Annotated in this window: 16 protein-coding genes; 7 read left to right on the top strand and 9 right to left on the bottom strand. The window is 67.6% G+C overall.

The window, feature by feature from the left end; all coding sequences use genetic code 11:
• Positions 1-94: 94 nt before the first annotated feature.
• The 7 genes from ACIA8G_RS33880 to ACIA8G_RS33850 form a co-directional block, all read right to left on the bottom strand.
• On the bottom strand, positions 95-361 hold the full coding sequence (locus tag ACIA8G_RS33880; protein WP_396422789.1) for a hypothetical protein: 267 nt from the start codon (positions 359-361) through the stop codon (positions 95-97).
• Between the two features lie 257 nt (positions 362-618).
• Positions 619-1,746, bottom strand: coding sequence for a hypothetical protein (locus tag ACIA8G_RS33875; protein WP_396422788.1), 1,128 nt, complete (start codon positions 1,744-1,746; stop codon positions 619-621).
• A complete protein-coding gene (locus tag ACIA8G_RS33870; RefSeq protein ID WP_396422787.1) occupies positions 1,743-3,002 on the bottom strand; it encodes a glucarate dehydratase family protein in 1,260 nt (419 codons plus the stop codon). The genes ACIA8G_RS33875 and ACIA8G_RS33870 overlap by 4 nt, the downstream gene beginning before the upstream one ends.
• A complete protein-coding gene (locus tag ACIA8G_RS33865; protein WP_396422786.1) occupies positions 2,999-3,901 on the bottom strand; it encodes a 5-dehydro-4-deoxyglucarate dehydratase in 903 nt (300 codons plus the stop codon). Before ACIA8G_RS33865 ends, ACIA8G_RS33870 begins: the two co-directional genes overlap by 4 nt.
• Positions 3,902-3,910: 9 nt before the next feature.
• Positions 3,911-4,789, bottom strand: coding sequence for a carbohydrate ABC transporter permease (locus ACIA8G_RS33860; RefSeq protein WP_396422785.1), 879 nt, complete (start codon positions 4,787-4,789; stop codon positions 3,911-3,913).
• A complete protein-coding gene (locus ACIA8G_RS33855) occupies positions 4,786-5,757 on the bottom strand; it encodes a carbohydrate ABC transporter permease (RefSeq protein WP_396422784.1) in 972 nt (323 codons plus the stop codon). The genes ACIA8G_RS33860 and ACIA8G_RS33855 overlap by 4 nt, the downstream gene beginning before the upstream one ends.
• On the bottom strand, positions 5,754-7,070 hold the full coding sequence (locus ACIA8G_RS33850; protein ID WP_396422783.1) for an extracellular solute-binding protein: 1,317 nt from the start codon (positions 7,068-7,070) through the stop codon (positions 5,754-5,756). Before ACIA8G_RS33850 ends, ACIA8G_RS33855 begins: the two co-directional genes overlap by 4 nt.
• A 124-nt stretch (positions 7,071-7,194) precedes the next feature.
• On the opposite strand from ACIA8G_RS33850, the gene ACIA8G_RS33845 reads away from it, so the two are divergent.
• From ACIA8G_RS33845 to ACIA8G_RS33825, 5 genes are all read left to right on the top strand, one after another.
• Entirely contained in the window at positions 7,195-7,983 is a 789-nt protein-coding gene (locus tag ACIA8G_RS33845) for an IclR family transcriptional regulator (protein ID WP_396422782.1), read from the top strand.
• Positions 7,984-8,026: 43 nt separating this feature from the next.
• On the top strand, positions 8,027-8,854 hold the full coding sequence (locus ACIA8G_RS33840; protein WP_396422780.1) for an NAD-dependent epimerase/dehydratase family protein: 828 nt from the start codon (positions 8,027-8,029) through the stop codon (positions 8,852-8,854).
• The gene (locus tag ACIA8G_RS33835) at positions 8,851-10,353 is read left to right on the top strand and encodes an aldehyde dehydrogenase (NADP(+)) (RefSeq protein ID WP_396422779.1); all 1,503 of its coding nucleotides are present in this window, start codon (positions 8,851-8,853) and stop codon (positions 10,351-10,353) included. Before ACIA8G_RS33840 ends, ACIA8G_RS33835 begins: the two co-directional genes overlap by 4 nt.
• A gap of 71 nt (positions 10,354-10,424) precedes the next feature.
• Complete coding sequence (locus tag ACIA8G_RS33830) at positions 10,425-11,009, top strand: class I SAM-dependent methyltransferase (protein ID WP_396422778.1); 585 nt, start codon at positions 10,425-10,427, stop codon at positions 11,007-11,009.
• A gap of 191 nt (positions 11,010-11,200) precedes the next feature.
• Positions 11,201-12,013 (top strand): radical SAM/SPASM domain-containing protein, encoded by an 813-nt coding sequence (locus ACIA8G_RS33825; protein WP_396422777.1) that lies wholly within the window; start codon positions 11,201-11,203, stop codon positions 12,011-12,013.
• On the opposite strand, the gene cpt is transcribed toward ACIA8G_RS33825, so the two are convergent.
• Both cpt and ACIA8G_RS33815 read right to left on the bottom strand, forming a co-directional pair.
• Positions 11,991-12,542, bottom strand: a complete 552-nt coding sequence (gene cpt / locus ACIA8G_RS33820) for a chloramphenicol phosphotransferase CPT (RefSeq protein WP_396422776.1) — start codon at positions 12,540-12,542, stop codon at positions 11,991-11,993. The genes ACIA8G_RS33825 and cpt overlap by 23 nt on opposite strands.
• Positions 12,543-12,703: 161 nt before the next feature.
• A complete protein-coding gene (locus ACIA8G_RS33815; RefSeq protein ID WP_396422774.1) occupies positions 12,704-14,023 on the bottom strand; it encodes a flavin-containing monooxygenase in 1,320 nt (439 codons plus the stop codon).
• A gap of 95 nt (positions 14,024-14,118) precedes the next feature.
• Here ACIA8G_RS33815 and ACIA8G_RS33810 point away from each other — a divergent pair, with 95 nt between their 5' ends.
• Both ACIA8G_RS33810 and ACIA8G_RS33805 read left to right on the top strand, forming a co-directional pair.
• A complete protein-coding gene (locus ACIA8G_RS33810) occupies positions 14,119-15,075 on the top strand; it encodes an ATP-binding cassette domain-containing protein (protein ID WP_396422773.1) in 957 nt (318 codons plus the stop codon).
• Complete coding sequence (locus ACIA8G_RS33805; protein WP_396422772.1) at positions 15,072-15,872, top strand: ABC transporter permease; 801 nt, start codon at positions 15,072-15,074, stop codon at positions 15,870-15,872. The genes ACIA8G_RS33810 and ACIA8G_RS33805 overlap by 4 nt, the downstream gene beginning before the upstream one ends.
• Positions 15,873-15,875 lie beyond the last annotated feature (3 nt).

Raw genomic sequence — 15,875 nt, 5'->3', positions numbered from 1 at the left:
CACCATCCTTGCAAACCGGGCCAAGAGGTCCCGGTGAAGTAGAGATGCCCGGCCGGCGGGGCAGATGCCGACCGGGCACCGTGGGGGGGAAGGTCTACTTCTGTTCCTGGCGCGACGTCAATGCGACCGTCCGCTCACCCAAGGGCTCGTTCAGCTGCACCGTCAACGCCGGGAAGCGGATGTCCATGGTGCACATCTGCTTGTCCAGCGGCAGTGTCTCGAGGAGCTCGATCTTCACGACGGAAGCCGACTGCTCCAGCACGGACGCGCTGGCCTTCCCGCACCCGCCCTCCTGGGCGATGACACCGACGGTCTTCCCGTCTCCCTGTGTCCACGCGGTGCGCGGATGGTCCGATGACAAGGCATTTGTGTCCAGTTTTGTCACCGGTTTGCCGTCCGGCGGAACTTCACCGGGTGCGATACCCGGCGGCAGCTCGGAGGGCGAGGTGGCGGTCGGCAACGTCGGACCGCCACCAGCCCCGGTGCCTGCGTTCTGCGCACTGCCACAAGCGGAAACCACCAGCAGCAGAACGCCAGTGCTAACTACGGTTCCAATGTGCCTCATGCACCAAGGACGGAACCGCGCTCACAACGGGTTGCAGTGACTTCCCTTCACAGTTACCGGGAAACGGCGGCCACGGCCTCGCGCAGTGCTTCCAGACGGGCGGCCGACGCCAGTCCGCCGTGGTAGAGGTGGAACTCCTCCACCCCGGCATCCAGGTAGGCCAGCCACTCCTTGGTCAACGCCGCCCCGTCCGCGGGCTTCGGCGGCAGGCCCAGCACGTACGCGGCGATCCGCGTGTCCGGCGCGGCCGCGCGCAGCGCCTCGATCCCCGGCACGGCGACCTCCGGGCCAGGCCAGCACATCGTCGTCAGCACGTCGACGTCCGCGTCCAGACCACCGGCGACGGTGGCGAACGGCCCGGTACCCCAGGGGTCCGCCGTCACGTGCATTCCGACCCGAACAGAAGGCGCGGCAGCACGAATCTCGCCGACCAGCTTCTGCCGCAACGACCGCACCACGCCGGTGCGCACGGCCTGAACGTCCTCCGCCAGCGCACCCAGCGCTTCCTCGACGCTGGGTGCACCGCGGTCCACCCCGGCCCGGACCGCTTCACGCAGGGCATCCGGGTCGGCGTACAGGGCGATGCAGGCCGAGCAGAAGCACAGCGACAACAGCTTCTGCTGCACCGCGTTCCAGTCCGTGCCATCGGTCTTCTCGTGGTGGCCGCCGTGGGAGAACCCCAGCGGGCCGCAGGCCTCCAGGATGATCCCGTCCGGCGCACCGAGTTCCAGCACCTCGGACACCAGCACCGACGTGTACTCGACAACGTCCGGCTGCGCGGTGCACAACGCGTACGGGTACCGATCCCCGAACGCGTTCACCACGGTCACGTCCGGGTGCAGGTCACCAAGGCGCGAGTTGTGCGTCAGCACAGTCCACGCGTAGACCGGCAAACCAGCGGCACGAACCAAAGCCGCCGCCGTGCCAAAGGAATCAGAACCGTCCACCCAGGACGGTTCGGCGGGCACCAGCCGGCCGAAGTTCGATTCCCGCACCGGAAGATAGAGAGCCGCGTGCCGTGCGTCGACGAGACGATGCTGCAGGTGCAACGGCGTCGCGGCCCGCACTGTGTGGTACGACGCGGCAAGGGCGATCGCGTCGACCCCGAGCGCCTGGTACCGCGCAACGGCGTCCGGATCACCGATCAGGTCCCACGGATAGGCGTGGACAACCGACTTCACCACCGGGGACGCATCCTCTCGTAGCTCGGGTCGAACTTCTGCATGTAACCGGTGTCGTCGCGCGAAGTGATGCCGCAACGCACGTAGTTCTCCGCCATGCGCGCCATCGCGTCACGGTCCAGCGACACACCGAGACCGGGCGTCGTGGGCACCGGCACCGCACCATCCACAAAGGACAGCACCCCCGGCTCCACGACCTCGTCCGCGGCGTTCCACGGGTAGTGCGTGTCGCACGCGTAGTTCAGGTTCGGCGTGGCCGCGGCCAGGTGCGTCATCGCGGCCAGGGAAATACCCAGGTGCGAGTTCGAGTGCATCGACAGGCCGATGCCGAACGTCTGGCAGATCATGCCCAGCTGACGCGAGCGCTGCAGACCGCCCCAGTAGTGGTGGTCGGACAGCAGAACTTGCACGGCATCCTGCTCCACAGACGGCCGCAAATGCTCAAAGGCGACCACGCACATGTTGGTGGCCAACGGCATCGGCGCCTTCGCGGCGACCTCGGCCATCCCGGAGATCTCCGCCGTCGGGTCCTCCAGGTACTCCAGCACGCCGTCCAGCTCCGCCGCGACCTTCAGCGACGTGGCGGGCGACCAGGCCGCGTTCGGGTCCAGCCGCAACGGGTGCTCCGGGAACGCCTCGCGCAGCGCCCGGATCGCCTCGATCTCCTGCTCCGGCGGGAACACGCCGCCCTTGAGCTTGATCGACCCGAAGCCGTACTCGGAGATCATCTTTTGCGCCTGCGCCACGATGCCGGCGGGGTCGATCGCCTCGCCCCACTCGTCCGCGTCCGCGCCGGGATGCCCGTCCCACTTGTAGAACAGGTACGCGGAGTACGGCACCGAGTCCCGGACCGCACCGCCCAGCAGGTCGTGCACGGGACGTCCCAGCGCCTTGCCCTGGATGTCCAGGCACGCGACCTCGAACGGCGAGTACACGCGGTCGACGGTGCTCTCCGCCGTGATCTTGCCAGTCAGCCCGTGCTTGTCCGGCCCCGCCTTGCCGCCCAGGACAGCGGCCACGCGCGCGTGCATCTCGTTCAACGCGAAGACGTCGAGCCCGATCAGGGAGGCCACCACGGACCGCGAGCGCTCCAGGTGCCCGAGGTCGCCATAGGTCTCGCCCAGCCCGGAGATGCCTTCGTCGGTGTGCACCTCGACGATCGTGCGCAACGCCCACGGCTCGTGCACGCCGGCCGAGTTCAGCAGCGGCGGGTCCCGGAACGCGATCGGCGTCAGGACGATCTCGGTGATCTTCATGCCAGCAGCGCCTTGCCGGCGGCGATGATCTTGTCCAACTCGGCGACGTGCTCGTCGCTCGGGTCGAGCAGCGGCGGCCGCACGCCACCGACGTCGAGCCCGTTCGCCCGCACCGCCGCCTTCACCAGGGCAACCGCGTAGCCGGGAACTTTGTCCCGCAGCTCGACCAGTGGCTTGTAGAACTCGAAAAGAAATCGGTTCACCAGCTCGGTGTCGCCTGACTGCACGGCGTTGTAGAAACCGATCGAGATGTCCGGCGCGAAGCAGAACACCGCCGACGAGTACAGGTCGACGCCGATGGCCCGGTACGCGAGCTGCGTCATCTCCGCGGTGGGCAGGCCGTTGAAGAACTGGAACGGCTTGTCAACGTTGGCACGAACCGACAGCACGATCCGTTGCATCAGGTCGAGGTCACCGATGCCGTCCTTGAAGCCCACGACGTTCGGGATCAGCGCGACCTCGACGGCGGTCTCCGGCGTGAACCGCGCGTTGTTGCGCTGGTACACGATCACCGGCAGCTCGGTGGCGCCCGCGACCTCCGCCACGAACCGCACGAGGCCGGCCGCCGGGTTCGTCACCAGGTACGGAGGCAGCAGCAGGATGCCGTTGGCACCCGCGCGCTCCGCGGCCTGCACGAACTGCTTGGCGGACGCGACCGAACCGCCCGCGCCCGCGAACACCGGCACCTTGCCCGCGGTCGCCTCGACCGCGACCGACACCGCACGCTCGAACTCGCCCAGCTCCAACGCGTGGAACTCGCCGGTGCCGCAGGCGACGAACACCGCGCCTGGCCCGGCGGAGACACCGTGCTTGACGTGCTCAGCCAGCACGTCGAACGCGATGTTCCCCTCGGTGTCGAACGGGGTCACCGGAAAGAACAGCACACCATCGAGTTGCATACCAGACACTCATCCCTTGATCGCTCCGGTGGTGATCCCACGCAGGAAGGACTTCTGCAGCGACAGGTACACGATGAGGCTCGGTACCAGCGCCAGCAACGCCCCGGCCAGCACGATGCCCGTTCCGACCATGTCGTCGGATCTGAGCGCGAGAAGTGCGACCGTGAGCGTGTAATCGGAGGGGTCAGCGGCGACGATCAGGGGGAGCAGGTACTGCTCCCAAATCATGTTGAAGCCGAACACGGCGATGACGCCGAGCGCGGGCTTGCACAGGGGGAGAATGATCTGCGCGAAGAGACGCAGCTCCCCGGCACCGTCCACTTTGGCCGCTTCCTCCAGTTCGGCGGGGATCTCCTTCGTGAACTCCGTCATGACGAAGATGGAGAAACCCCACGCCCCCAACGGGAGGATGACGCCGAGCAGGGTGCCCTTGAGACTCACGTGCACCAGCGGTAGGTCTCCGATCACCAGCGACAGCGGGATCGCGATGACCTCCTCCGGCAACATCATCGTGGCAAGGATGACCAACAACGCGATGGCCTGACCGCGGAACTTCTTGCGCGCCAGCGCGTAGGCGGCGAACACGCTCACCGCCAGCTGCAACAACAACGCACCACCCGCGATGATCAGCGAGTTCCACAGGTAGTGCCAGATCTGGTTCTCCGCCGCCACCTGGAAGTTGATCAGCGACGGGTTGTCCGGGATCACCGACAGCTGGGTCGGGTCCGGGTTGTGGTCGAACGCACCGGAGAAGATGACCAGCAGCGGGCCGCAGAAAAGGATTACAGCCACCGCACTCAGAACGACGCGGATGCCCTTGCTGACCCACGCGTCCGGACGGGTGGACCAGCCGATGGCGCTGTCGAAGCGGCTTGAGTTGACGCTCATCGCGCCTCCTTCCTCCGGCGGTACACCTGCACGCTGACCGTGAGCACGAGAGTAACGAGGAACAACAGCACCGAGCCCGCCGAAGCGAGACCGGCTTCGGACTGTTCGAACGCCGTTGTGTAGACGCGCGTCATCCAGACGTCGGTCGACCCCGCGGGGCCACCACCGGTGAGCACGTACACCTCGGTGAAGACACGCAGGCCGCGAATCGCCGCCAGCGTCAGGAGGATCGTGATGACAGGGCGCAGCGCGGGCAGCGTCACGCTGCGGATGCGTTGCAGCGTCGAAGCTCCGTCAATGGCCGCCGCCTCGTACTGCTGGCGGTCGATGCCGGCGAGCCCGGCGAGGATCAGCACCATGTCGTACGGCGCGTGCTTCCAGATTCCGACGAACATCACCGACACCAGCGAGGTGTCGGTGTCGTGGATGTACTCCCACGGCCCGAGGCCTAAGTAGGAGATGACGGTGTTGAGGAAGCCTTCCGGCGCCGGGTAGAAGAACAGGCGCCAGATCTCACCGATGACCGCGGTCGCGGCGACCACGGGCAGGAACACCGCGGATCGCACGAACCACAGCGACTTGGCGTGGCCTTCCAGCAGCAGCGCCAGGAAGAAGCCGATGAGCATCGCGCCGAGCGTCTGCCCACCGGCCAGTACCAGGGTGTGCCAGCTCGCGGTCAGGAACTTCTCGTCCTGAAGGATCGTGGCGTAGTTCTTGAAGCCGACGAAGATGTCGCCGAGAAACGGCCGGACCTCGAACAACGAGAGCCGGATGCCCTCGGCCATCGGGATGAACTTGAAGACCAGGAAGATCAGCGCGGCGGGGAGCAGGAACAACCACGGGATGAAGGTGGCTCCCGTGAGGCGGCGCCGGCGGCGCCGCCTCACGGGGTGGGTTTCGACGGCACCGCCGCCACTAGCCGTCGAGCCCACGTCTCGGGTGTCGCTGATCGGCTGAACTGCCGTCACTGCGACGCCTTCTGGTTCTCAAGCTCCTTCTTCAACGCTTCCGCGAGGGTCTTCAGCTCGGCCGAGGAGTCCGCGGGGCACTTCGCGAAGATGGAGTTCAGGGTCTCCGAGGTCTTCTGCCGGAAGGGCGTGAAGTTCGGAACGCTCGGGAACGGACGCGCTTCGCTCTTGTACACGCCCGCCACGGTCGCCCAGCGCGGGTCGTTGTACGTCGCGTTCACGTCGACGTTCTTGTTGACGGGCAGCCGGACCACCGGCTGCGGGTCGCCCTTCATGCCGGCCTGCTGCGCCTCGGGCGTGATCAGGTACTCGGCGAGCTTCTTCTGGTCCGCGGTCTTCGCCGACCCGGCCATCAGGTAGATGTCCTCGCCCTCGCCGAGCACCGTGGCGCCGGCCGGGCCGCGCGGGGACGCGATGACCTCGTACTTGTCCTTGCCGACCGACTTGTCGAAGCGGCCGATCATGTACGGGCCGGTGAGGTAGATGCCGCTCTTGCCGGACTCGAACAGCGGGTGCGCGTCGTTCGTGCTCAGCGTCAGCGAACCGGGCTGCATGACCTTGTCTTCACAGAAGAGCTTGCGCAGCCGCTCGACCGCCTTGGTCGACTCCGGCGAGTCGATGCCGACGGAGAACTTGCCGTCGCCCTCCTCGTCGAGGATGTCGCCGCCGCCCTGCCAGATGTAGCTGGCCGCCCACCAGCCGAGGTAGCCGCGGTCGGTCGTGCCCGGCACGAGCATGCCGTAGGTGTCGTTCTGCCCGTTGCCGTCGGGGTCGTTGCGGGTGAAGGCCTTCGCGAGGTCGTCGAGTTCGTCCCACGTCGTCGGGATCGGCTTGCCGAGCTTCTCGCGCCAGTCCTTGCGGATCAGCGTGACCATCGCCTGAGTGGAGTAGGGAACGGCGTAGTACTTGCCGTCCGCGCCCTTCGCGTTGTTCCAGGCGCGGTCGACGATGTCGCCGTTGCCCGCCAGGTCCTCGCGCTTGATCTCGGTGACCCAGCCCTGCTTGACGAAGTTGCCGAGTGAGCCGGTGTCGTTGATGACGACGTCGGGGAGGTCCTTCGACGCGGCGCGCTGCTGCACCTGCTTGTCGAAGTCGTTGAAGATCGGCTTGTAGTCGACCTGCACACCGGTCTTCTCGGTGAAGGACTTGAAGATCTTCTCGTAGACCTTCGCGGTCGCCTCGGTCGAGCGGGTCCACACCTCGAGAGGCTTGTTCGGGTCCTTCGTCGACGACGGCGTGTTCGAACTTCCACAGCCTGCAAGCAGCGCCACCACGCTGAGTGTGGCGATGGTCGTGGCAGTTCTGCGGCGCATCGTCGGAGCCCTTCGTTTTCACGTATGTGAACCGGGGTCGTACTTGTGAACCTGCTGCAGGACTGTAAGAATCAGCACAGCAACGTGTCAAGGGCATGTTGCGCAGAGGTTTCGAGGAGGCCAGGTGGCGTCGCCGATCGACAGGGGCACAGCTCGTCCGGGCGCAGTAAAGTCCGCTGACCGAACGGTGGAGCTGCTTGAAGTGCTCTCCGCGTCGGACCGCAGGCTGACGCTCACCGAGCTGCACCGTGAGCTGAGCTACCCCAAGTCGAGCCTGTACATGCTGCTGCAGACGCTCGTTGCGCGCGGCTGGGTGGAGGTCGACCCCGACAGGGGCACGTACGGCATCGGCGTTCGCGCGCTGCTTGTCGGTACGTCCTATTTGGACCACGACCCGGTGGTGCGTGCGGCCATCCGCGTGATGGAGCAGGTGCGGCAGGACATCAACGAGACCGTGCACCTCGCCCGGCTGGACGGCGCGGACGTCGTCTACCTGGCGAGCCGCGAGTCCGAGCACCACCTGCGCGTGGTGTCGCGCGTCGGCCGCCGGCTGCCGGCGCACTCGACGTCACTCGGCAAAGCCGTGCTGTCGACGCGCACGCCGGAGGAGGTCGACCAGATCCTCCCCGCCGAGCTGGCTCCGCTCACGCCGAACACCGTGATCGATCGGGCGGCGCTGCACGAGCAGCTCGCCGGGTTCCGGAATGTCGGTTATGCCCACGAACGTGAGGAGAACACGCCCGGGCTGGGCTGCTTCGCGGTGGCGCTGCCCTATCGAAATCCCGTTCTGGACGCTATGAGTTGTTCGGTACCACTGGGCAGACTGGACCCCGAGCACGAGCGACAGGTCATCGCCGCTCTGCTGGACGCTGCACGGACGATCACCGAGCTTCTCCGCCAGTTCGGTCGATGATTGAGTTTGCCGAGTACCTGCACAAGACGGAGGGGTCCAACCCGTGACCGCACGCATCCTGATCACCGGCGCCGGTGGCGGGGTGGGCACGCTCATGCGTACCCGCCTCGCGGCGGAGGGCCGCGTCCTGCGGCTGCTGGACATCGCGGAACTACCCGCGGCCGCTGAGGGCGAGAACGTCGAACTCGTCCAGGCGTCGGTGACCGACATGGCCGCGATGGAAGCCGCGATGAAGGAGGTCGACGCGGTGATCCACCTCGGCGGCCACAGCCTCGAGGAGACGTGGGACAAGATCCTCAGCGTCAACATCGACGGCACGCACACCGTGCTCGAAGCCGCGCGGCGCCAGGGCGTCCGGCGCGTCATCCTCGCGAGCTCGAACCACGCCGTCGGCTACGTGGAGCGCGCCGATGGCGACGCGGGCGACTACGTCTTCCCGCGCCCGGACACCTACTACGGTGTTTCGAAGGTGGCGCTGGAGGCGCTGGGGTCGCTGTACGCCGATCGGTACGGCCTCGACGTGATCACGATCCGCATCGGGTCGTGCTTCGAGAAGCCGCGCGACGTGCGGATGCTGTCGACGTGGATGTCGCCGGACGACGGCGCGCGCCTGTTCGAGGCGTGCCTTTCCGTTGCGTCACCGGGGTTCCGGATCGTGTGGGGCGTCTCGGACAACAAGCGCGGCTGGTTCTCCTTGGACGAGGCCCGCGCGCTGGGGTACGAGCCCCAGGACGACTCCGAGGCGTACGCCGCCGAGGTGCTGGAGCAGCACGGTGGTGAGCTCGATCCCTCGTCGTACGCGGCGAAGTACGTGGGCGGGGCCTGGTGCGGTCCCGATTTCGACACGGCAGTCAAGGAGGCAGGGCGTTGAGCAGCGTCGTCCAGGGATACAACCCGCGCACGGGTGAGCCGTTCGGCGAGCCGGTGACGAAGACTCCGGACAGCGAGGTCGACCGGATCGCCTCGGCCGCGGCCGTCGCGTTCTCGGCGTGGTCGGTCGTGCCGGCCGCGGACCGCGCTGTGGTGCTGGAGAAGGTCGCGGACGCGCTGGACGCCGAGTCGCCGTTGCTGGTGGAGACGGCGGACGGCGAGACGGCGCTGGGCGTGCCGCGGCTGACCACCGAGCTCAAGCGCACGACGAACCAGCTGCGGCTGTTCGCCGAGGTGCTGCGCGAGGGCAGCTACGTCGAGGCCACCCTGGACACGGCGAACCCGGACATCATCCCGCCGCGGCCGGTGCTGCGCCGCGTTCTCCGTCCTGTTGGGACGGTCGCGGTGTTCTCCGCGTCGAACTTCCCGTTCGCGTTCTCGGTGGCCGGTGGTGACACGGCTTCCGCGCTGGCGTCCGGCTGTTCCGTTGTCGTGAAGGCACATTCCGCGCACCCCTCGACTTCGCGTGAGACCGCGCGGGTCGTCATCGACGCGCTTCGTGACGCCGGGGCGCCCGAGGGTGTGTTCGGCATCGTCTACGGCACCGAGTCCGGCGTCGCGCTGGTGCAGCACCCGGTGGTCAAGGCTGTTGGCTTCACCGGGTCGACCGGTGGCGGCCGGGCGCTGTTCGACCTGGCGCAGGGCAGGCCGGACCCGATCCCGTTCTACGGCGAGCTGGGCAGTGTGAACCCCACGGTGATCCTGCCGGGCGCGGCCAATCCCGATACCGCCGCGGGTTTCGCGGGATCGCTGACGATGGGTGTCGGGCAGTTCTGCACGAACCCCGGTCTCGTGTTCGCGCCTGCCTCGCTGGTGCCCGCACTGGGTGAGGCCGTCGCGGCGACCGCCGGTGGCGCGATGCTGAACGAGCGGATGTGCGACTCCTACAAGGCTTCGACGGACGCGCTGGGTGCCTCGGACCTGGTGTCGGTGGTGTCGGCGGGTACGCGACCGGACGAGGCGTGGGCGGTGTCGCCGCGGCTGTTCAGCGTGCCGGTGACGGTGTTCGAGGAGAACCTCGAGAAGCTGACCGAGGAGCACTTCGGGCCGGCCGCGATCGTCGTGACGTACTCGTCGCCGGCCGAGCTGCACTCGGTGCTCGCGAAGCTGCCGGGCACGTTGACCGGCACGGTGTGGGCGGCGGACTCCGATCACGCGGAAGCCGGTGAGATCGCGGAGATCCTGCGGAGGATCGCGGGCCGGTTGATCTTCAACGCGTGGCCGACCGGTGTCGCGGTGGCGTGGGGTCAGCACCACGGTGGCCCGTGGCCGTCGACGACGAACGCGCTGCACACGTCCGTGGGTGCCACGTCGATCCGTCGGTGGATCGCGCCGGTGACGTACCAGTCGTGGCCGGACGCGCTGCTGCCGGTGGAGCTGCAGGACGCGAACCCGCTGGGCATCCCGCGCCGGATCGACGGCGTGCTGGGCGTGCACTGAGACTCTGTTGTTCCTGATGGTGGGGCTGCTGACGTAATGTCGGCAGCCCCTCTGTCGTTGGGAGGCCCGCCGTGGCGATAGGTCGTCGTGCCTACGACTTCATGTACCGGACGTGGGCGCCGTGGGAGGTGGGGCCGCGGGCGGAGCTGGCCAGGCTGGTGACTTCGGGGCGGGTGCAGCCCGGCCGTGCGATCGACCTCGGGTGCGGCAGCGGGGCGAACTCGATCTTCCTGGCGGCGCACGGGTTCGACGTGACGGGCGTGGACTACTCCCCCGTCGGCATCGAGAAGGCCCGGCGCGCGACGCCCGAGTCGTTGTCGGTCTCGTGGGTCGTCGGCGACCTGACCGCCACCTCGATCCCCGGCGTGTCCGGGACGTTCGACCTGCTCGTCGACTACAGCGTGCTGGACGACATGAGCGGGCCCGCGCTGGACGCGATGGCGGCGACGGTGCTGCGGCTGTCGCACCCCGGTTCGGTGTTCGTGCTGTGGTGCTTCTTCGACGAGATCCCGTGGTGGAAGCGGCGTGGCGGGCGCATCCCCGGTCTCGCGGTGGGCGAGGAACAGCGGTTGTTCGGCAACGAGTTCGACATCGAGCGCCTGCCTGAGCCTGCCGTGGGCAGTGGTTACGCATGCTTCGTGATGACGCGCGCCTGACCTGTTGTGAGTGCTGCCGACTGAGGATTTGATTAGTAAATTAATGCGATCTGTCAGACGGCTGCCGGATTGGTGTTGGGGACATGTCATTGCGTCAACAGCTACCGGATGTTTGAACGAATTCGACAGCTCCATTCGCGATGCGCCGGGGCAAGATGGTTGACGCACGGCGACGTCCAGGGGAGCGGGACATGACCGACCTGCGTTTCGCATGGCTTGAGATCACCGGAAAATGCCAACTGAGCTGCACGCACTGCTACGCGGAGTCCGGCCCGCGCGGCACCGAGGGCGTGCTTCGCACATCCGATTGGTTACGCCTCATCGACGACGTGGCCGAACTCGGCGCGCAGTCGGTTCAGTTCATCGGCGGCGAACCGACATTGCACCGCGATTTACCGGAGTTCGTGGATCGCGCACTCGGCTTGGGCCTCGAAGTCGAGGTGTTCAGCAATCTCGTGCACATCGGGCCACGCCTGTGGGACACCTTCTCCCGCCCCGGTGTCCGGCTCGCCACGAGCTACTACTCCGACGACGCCGACCAGCACGAGGCGATCACCCGCCGGCGCGGCAGCCACGCCAGCACCAGAGCCAACATCGCGGAGGCCGTCGACCGCGCCATCCCGCTGCGCGCCGGCGTCATCGACGTGAGCACGTCCGATCACATCGGCCAGCAGAGAACCCACGCCGCGCGGTCCGACCTGTCGAAGCTGGGCGTCCCGGACATCGGCATCGACAGAGTGCGTGCCGTCGGCCGCGGCGCAAACGCTTCACCGGGCCCTGACCAGCTGTGCGGCCGCTGCGGCCACGGCGCCGTCGCCATCTCCCCGTCGGGCGAGGTGTGGCCCTGCGTGTTCGCGCGCTGGATCTCACTGGGCAATATATTGGATACGGATCTTCACACGATCCTGTCGGCCGAACGGGCAGCGCCCCCGGTCACCGCGGGCCCGTCGTGCTGGCCCCAGGGCGGCGGCACCTGCGCCCCTAACGACGAACCCCGCCCTTGATCCGGTCGGCGATGACCCTGGCGCACTCGACGGCCTCGGCACGAGAGGTGTCGACCTCGACGTCGTAGGTCATGCCCCGGTGCACCAGATCGGCCTGCACTTCGGCCATCCCGGAAACCCGATCGCCGCGGGCGAGCTCCCGGCCCGCGGCGACGGCGGCGTCACACCGCACCCCGACCCACAGCACGTCGAGGCCGTCCAGCGCCTTCTCCCACCGCTGCCGCGACTCGGGCCCGCCGAGAAAGACGTCGTCGACGACGACCCGCGCCCCGGCGCGCACCATCGCGGCGACCCCTGCCATCCACGCGTCCTCGAGCTGCCGGAACTCCTCCCCGACGGTCACCTCACCGTCGTCGGCGAACCCGATCCCCTCGGATCCGAGCTGCAGCCGCGCGGGCATCACGTCGATCAACGTGTCGACCCCGATCGCCAGCCACGCTTCGGGCAGCAGCGCCTGCAGGCACCGTGCGATCCCCGACTTGCCGGAGCTGGACCCGCCGTTGAGAACGATCACCTGAGCACTCGACACGCCCCGACCGTACCCAGGCACCCTCCACCCGACGACCGGGTTCCCGCCCCTCGCCCACCCCACCACCGGATGCAAAAAACGTTTGCGGACGAAGTCAAAAGACTCATTGCAAAGGCCTGAACGGCGCGGCCAGGCGTGAACGGGGCAACCGATATATCAGCTCAGCGGCGCGCGGCACCGGCCCGGCGCTCCGCCTGCAGCTCACGCTGGTACCCGAGGAAGTCGACCTCCAACGTGTGCCGCTTCGACTTCACATACCGGCTCCGCAGCGAAGCCCGGTACCCGGCGATCTCCGCCTTCATCTCCGGCACCGGCGGCAGCGCCGCCTGCCCGGACACGAGGTCGGCGATCCACTCCGACTGCGCCTCCGCGAGCGGCATGATCGCCCCGAGCGGCTGGATCAGCCCGAGGAAGTACAGCCCCGGATGCGCCGGATCCACGACCCGCCGGTACAGCGACACCTCGTTGTCCGGCGACGACACAGCGGAGAACTCGGCGGCGTCGAGGAACGGGAAGTCGACCTTGTACCCGGTGCAGTAGACGATCACGTCGATGTCCTCGCGCGTGCCGTCGGCGAACACGACGCCGGAGCCGTCCAATCGCTGCACGTTCGGCTTCACGGTGATGTCGCCGTGCCCGAGCCGGGTCAGCAGGTCGTCCGACACCGTCGGATGCGCCGCCAGGATGCCGTGCGAGGGCTCAGGCAGCCCGTAGTCGGAGAGCTTGCCGCGGGAGAGCCGCAGCATCGCCCGAACGGACAGCGCCTGCAGCCAGGACGGCGCAAAGCGGGCAAGCGGCGAAGTCGTCAGGTGATCGGTCGGCATGCCGAACAGGAACTTGGGCATGATGTGCGCGCCACGACGCATCGCCAAATACGTCCGCGAGGCCACGCGCGAAGACTCGACCGCGATGTCGCACGCCGAATTCCCGATGCCGAGCACCAGCACTTTCTTGTCCGCGAATCGCTCAGGCGTCTTGTAGAAGTGCACATGCAGTTCTTCGCCGTCGAACGAACCAGGAAAGGCCGGCTCGGGCAGCCGCGGCGACCAGTGATGCCCGTTCGCGACGATGACCGAACCGTAAGAAGCGGAAACCTCCTCGCCCGTGTCACGGTCGCGCGTGGTGACCGCATAACCATCCGGAGCAGGGGAAACCCGCGTCACCTCGGTGCGAAACCGGATCCGGTCGCGGAAACCGTGATGCTTCACGAAGTCGTCGAAGTACTCGGCGATCTGGAAGTGCGACGGGTACGTCGGCAGATGCTGGGGCATCGGGAACGACTTGAACTCCATCATCTGCCGTGAGGTGTTGATGTGGAGCGAGCGGTACGCCGATGACATGCCGTTGTCGTTGAGGTAGCGCCAGTTGCCGCCTATCTCCGACCCGGTCTCGAGGCAGTCGTAGTCGATGCCCCGAGCGCTGAGCACCTGACATGCGGCGATGCCGGAAGAACCCGCCCCGATGACGCACACGCGATCCATGTCTGAAGGATTCTCACGTTCAAAGCGGCTGTCAATCACCGGTACGCGGGCGAAAATCGGACGAAATTGTCAGACCCGAGGCTCATGATGCCCGCATGACAGACGCGATCGTGGCCGAAGGCCTGGTCAAACGCTACGGGTCGGTCGTCGCGCTCAACGGCTTCGACCTCAGAGTGCCCGAGGGCACCATCACGGGCCTGCTCGGGCCCAACGGCGCCGGCAAGACCACGGCGGTGCGGGTGTTCACCACCCTGCTCGACACCGACGAGGGATCAGCGCACGTCACCGGGCTCGACGTCCGGAAGCAGGCCAACGAGCTGCGCAAGCGCATCGGCCTGTCCGGCCAGTACGCCGCCGTCGACGACAACCTGACCGGCTTCGAGAACCTCGACATGGTCGCCCGCCTCTACCACCTCGGCCGCGCACGCAGCCGCGCACGGGCCCGCGAGCTGCTCGCCAGGTTCGACCTCGAGGACGCCGCCGATCGTCCGGTGAAGGGCTACTCCGGGGGCATGCGCCGCCGTCTCGACCTCGCGGGCGCGCTCGTCGCGGAGCCACGGGTGCTGTTCCTCGACGAACCCACGACCGGCCTCGACCCGAGGTCCCGGCTGGGCATGTGGGACGTGATCGAGGAACTGGTCGCCGGCGGCACCACCCTCCTCCTGACCACCCAGTACCTGGAGGAGGCCGACCGCCTGGCCGACCAGATCGCCGTGATCGACCAGGGCAGGGTGATCGCCGAGGGCACCGCCGACCAGCTCAAGGACCAGGTCGGCGGCGAGCGCCTCGAACTGTCCTTCGCCAGTGCCGCCGAGCTCGCGACGGCGAAGACCACGCTCGCCGGCCTCGCCGTCGGCCAGATGGAGTCCGACGAACGCCAGCACCACCTCACCGTGCCGGTCGTCGGCGGGTCGAGCGTGCTGGTGGAGGCGATCCGGCGGCTCGACGCCGAGTCGGTGAAGGTGCTCGACGCCGGTCTGCGCCGGCCGACGCTGGACGACGTGTTCCTGGCGCTGACCGGCCACCACGCCGACGGAAAGGACGAGACGTGAACCTGCTGCAGACGCTCGGCGACGGCGCGGTGGTCGCCAAACGCAACCTCATCAAGATCAAGCGCGTGCCGGACCTGCTGGTGTTCTCGACCGCGATGCCGATCATGTTCGTGCTGCTCTTCGCGTACGTGTTCGGCGGCTCGATCGAGATCCCCGGCATGAACTACCGCGAGTTCCTGATGGCGGGCATCTTCGCCCAGACAGTGCTGTTCGGCGCCACGATCACCGGCAGCGGCCTCGCCGAGGACATCACCAAGGGCATCATCGACAGGTTCCGCTCGCTGCCGATGGCCCGATCCGCGGTCCTGGTGGGGCGCACGACGTCCGATCTGCTCAACAACGCCCTGATCGTCGCGATCATGATGCTCAGCGGCCTGGTGGTCGGCTGGCGCATCCACTCCTCACCGCTGGAGGCGCTCGCCGGGGTCGGCCTGCTGTTGCTCTTCGCCTACGCGTTCTCCTGGGCGATGGCCTGGGTCGGGTTGCTCGTGCGCAGCCCCGAGGTGTTCAACAACGCGAGCTTCATCTTCATCTTCCCGCTGAGCTACATCGCGAACACCTTCGTGCAGTCGGAGAAGCTCCCCACGGCGCTGCGCCACTTCGCGGAGTGGAATCCGGTCTCCGCGGTGACGCAGGCGACCCGTGAGCTGTTCGGCAACACCTCTCCCCTGTCGCCGCCACCGGACGTCTGGCCGCTGCAGCACCCCGTCCTCGCCTCGCTGGGCTGGGTGGTGATCTTCCTGGCCGTCTTCATCCCGCTGGCCAACCACCAGTACAAACGAGCGGTGGCCCGCTGAGCG

It is taken from the genome of Lentzea sp. NPDC051213 (genome assembly GCF_044455585.1).
GTDB lineage: Bacteria > Actinomycetota > Actinomycetes > Mycobacteriales > Pseudonocardiaceae > Lentzea.
This window is presented reverse-complemented; position numbering and strand designations above follow the sequence as displayed.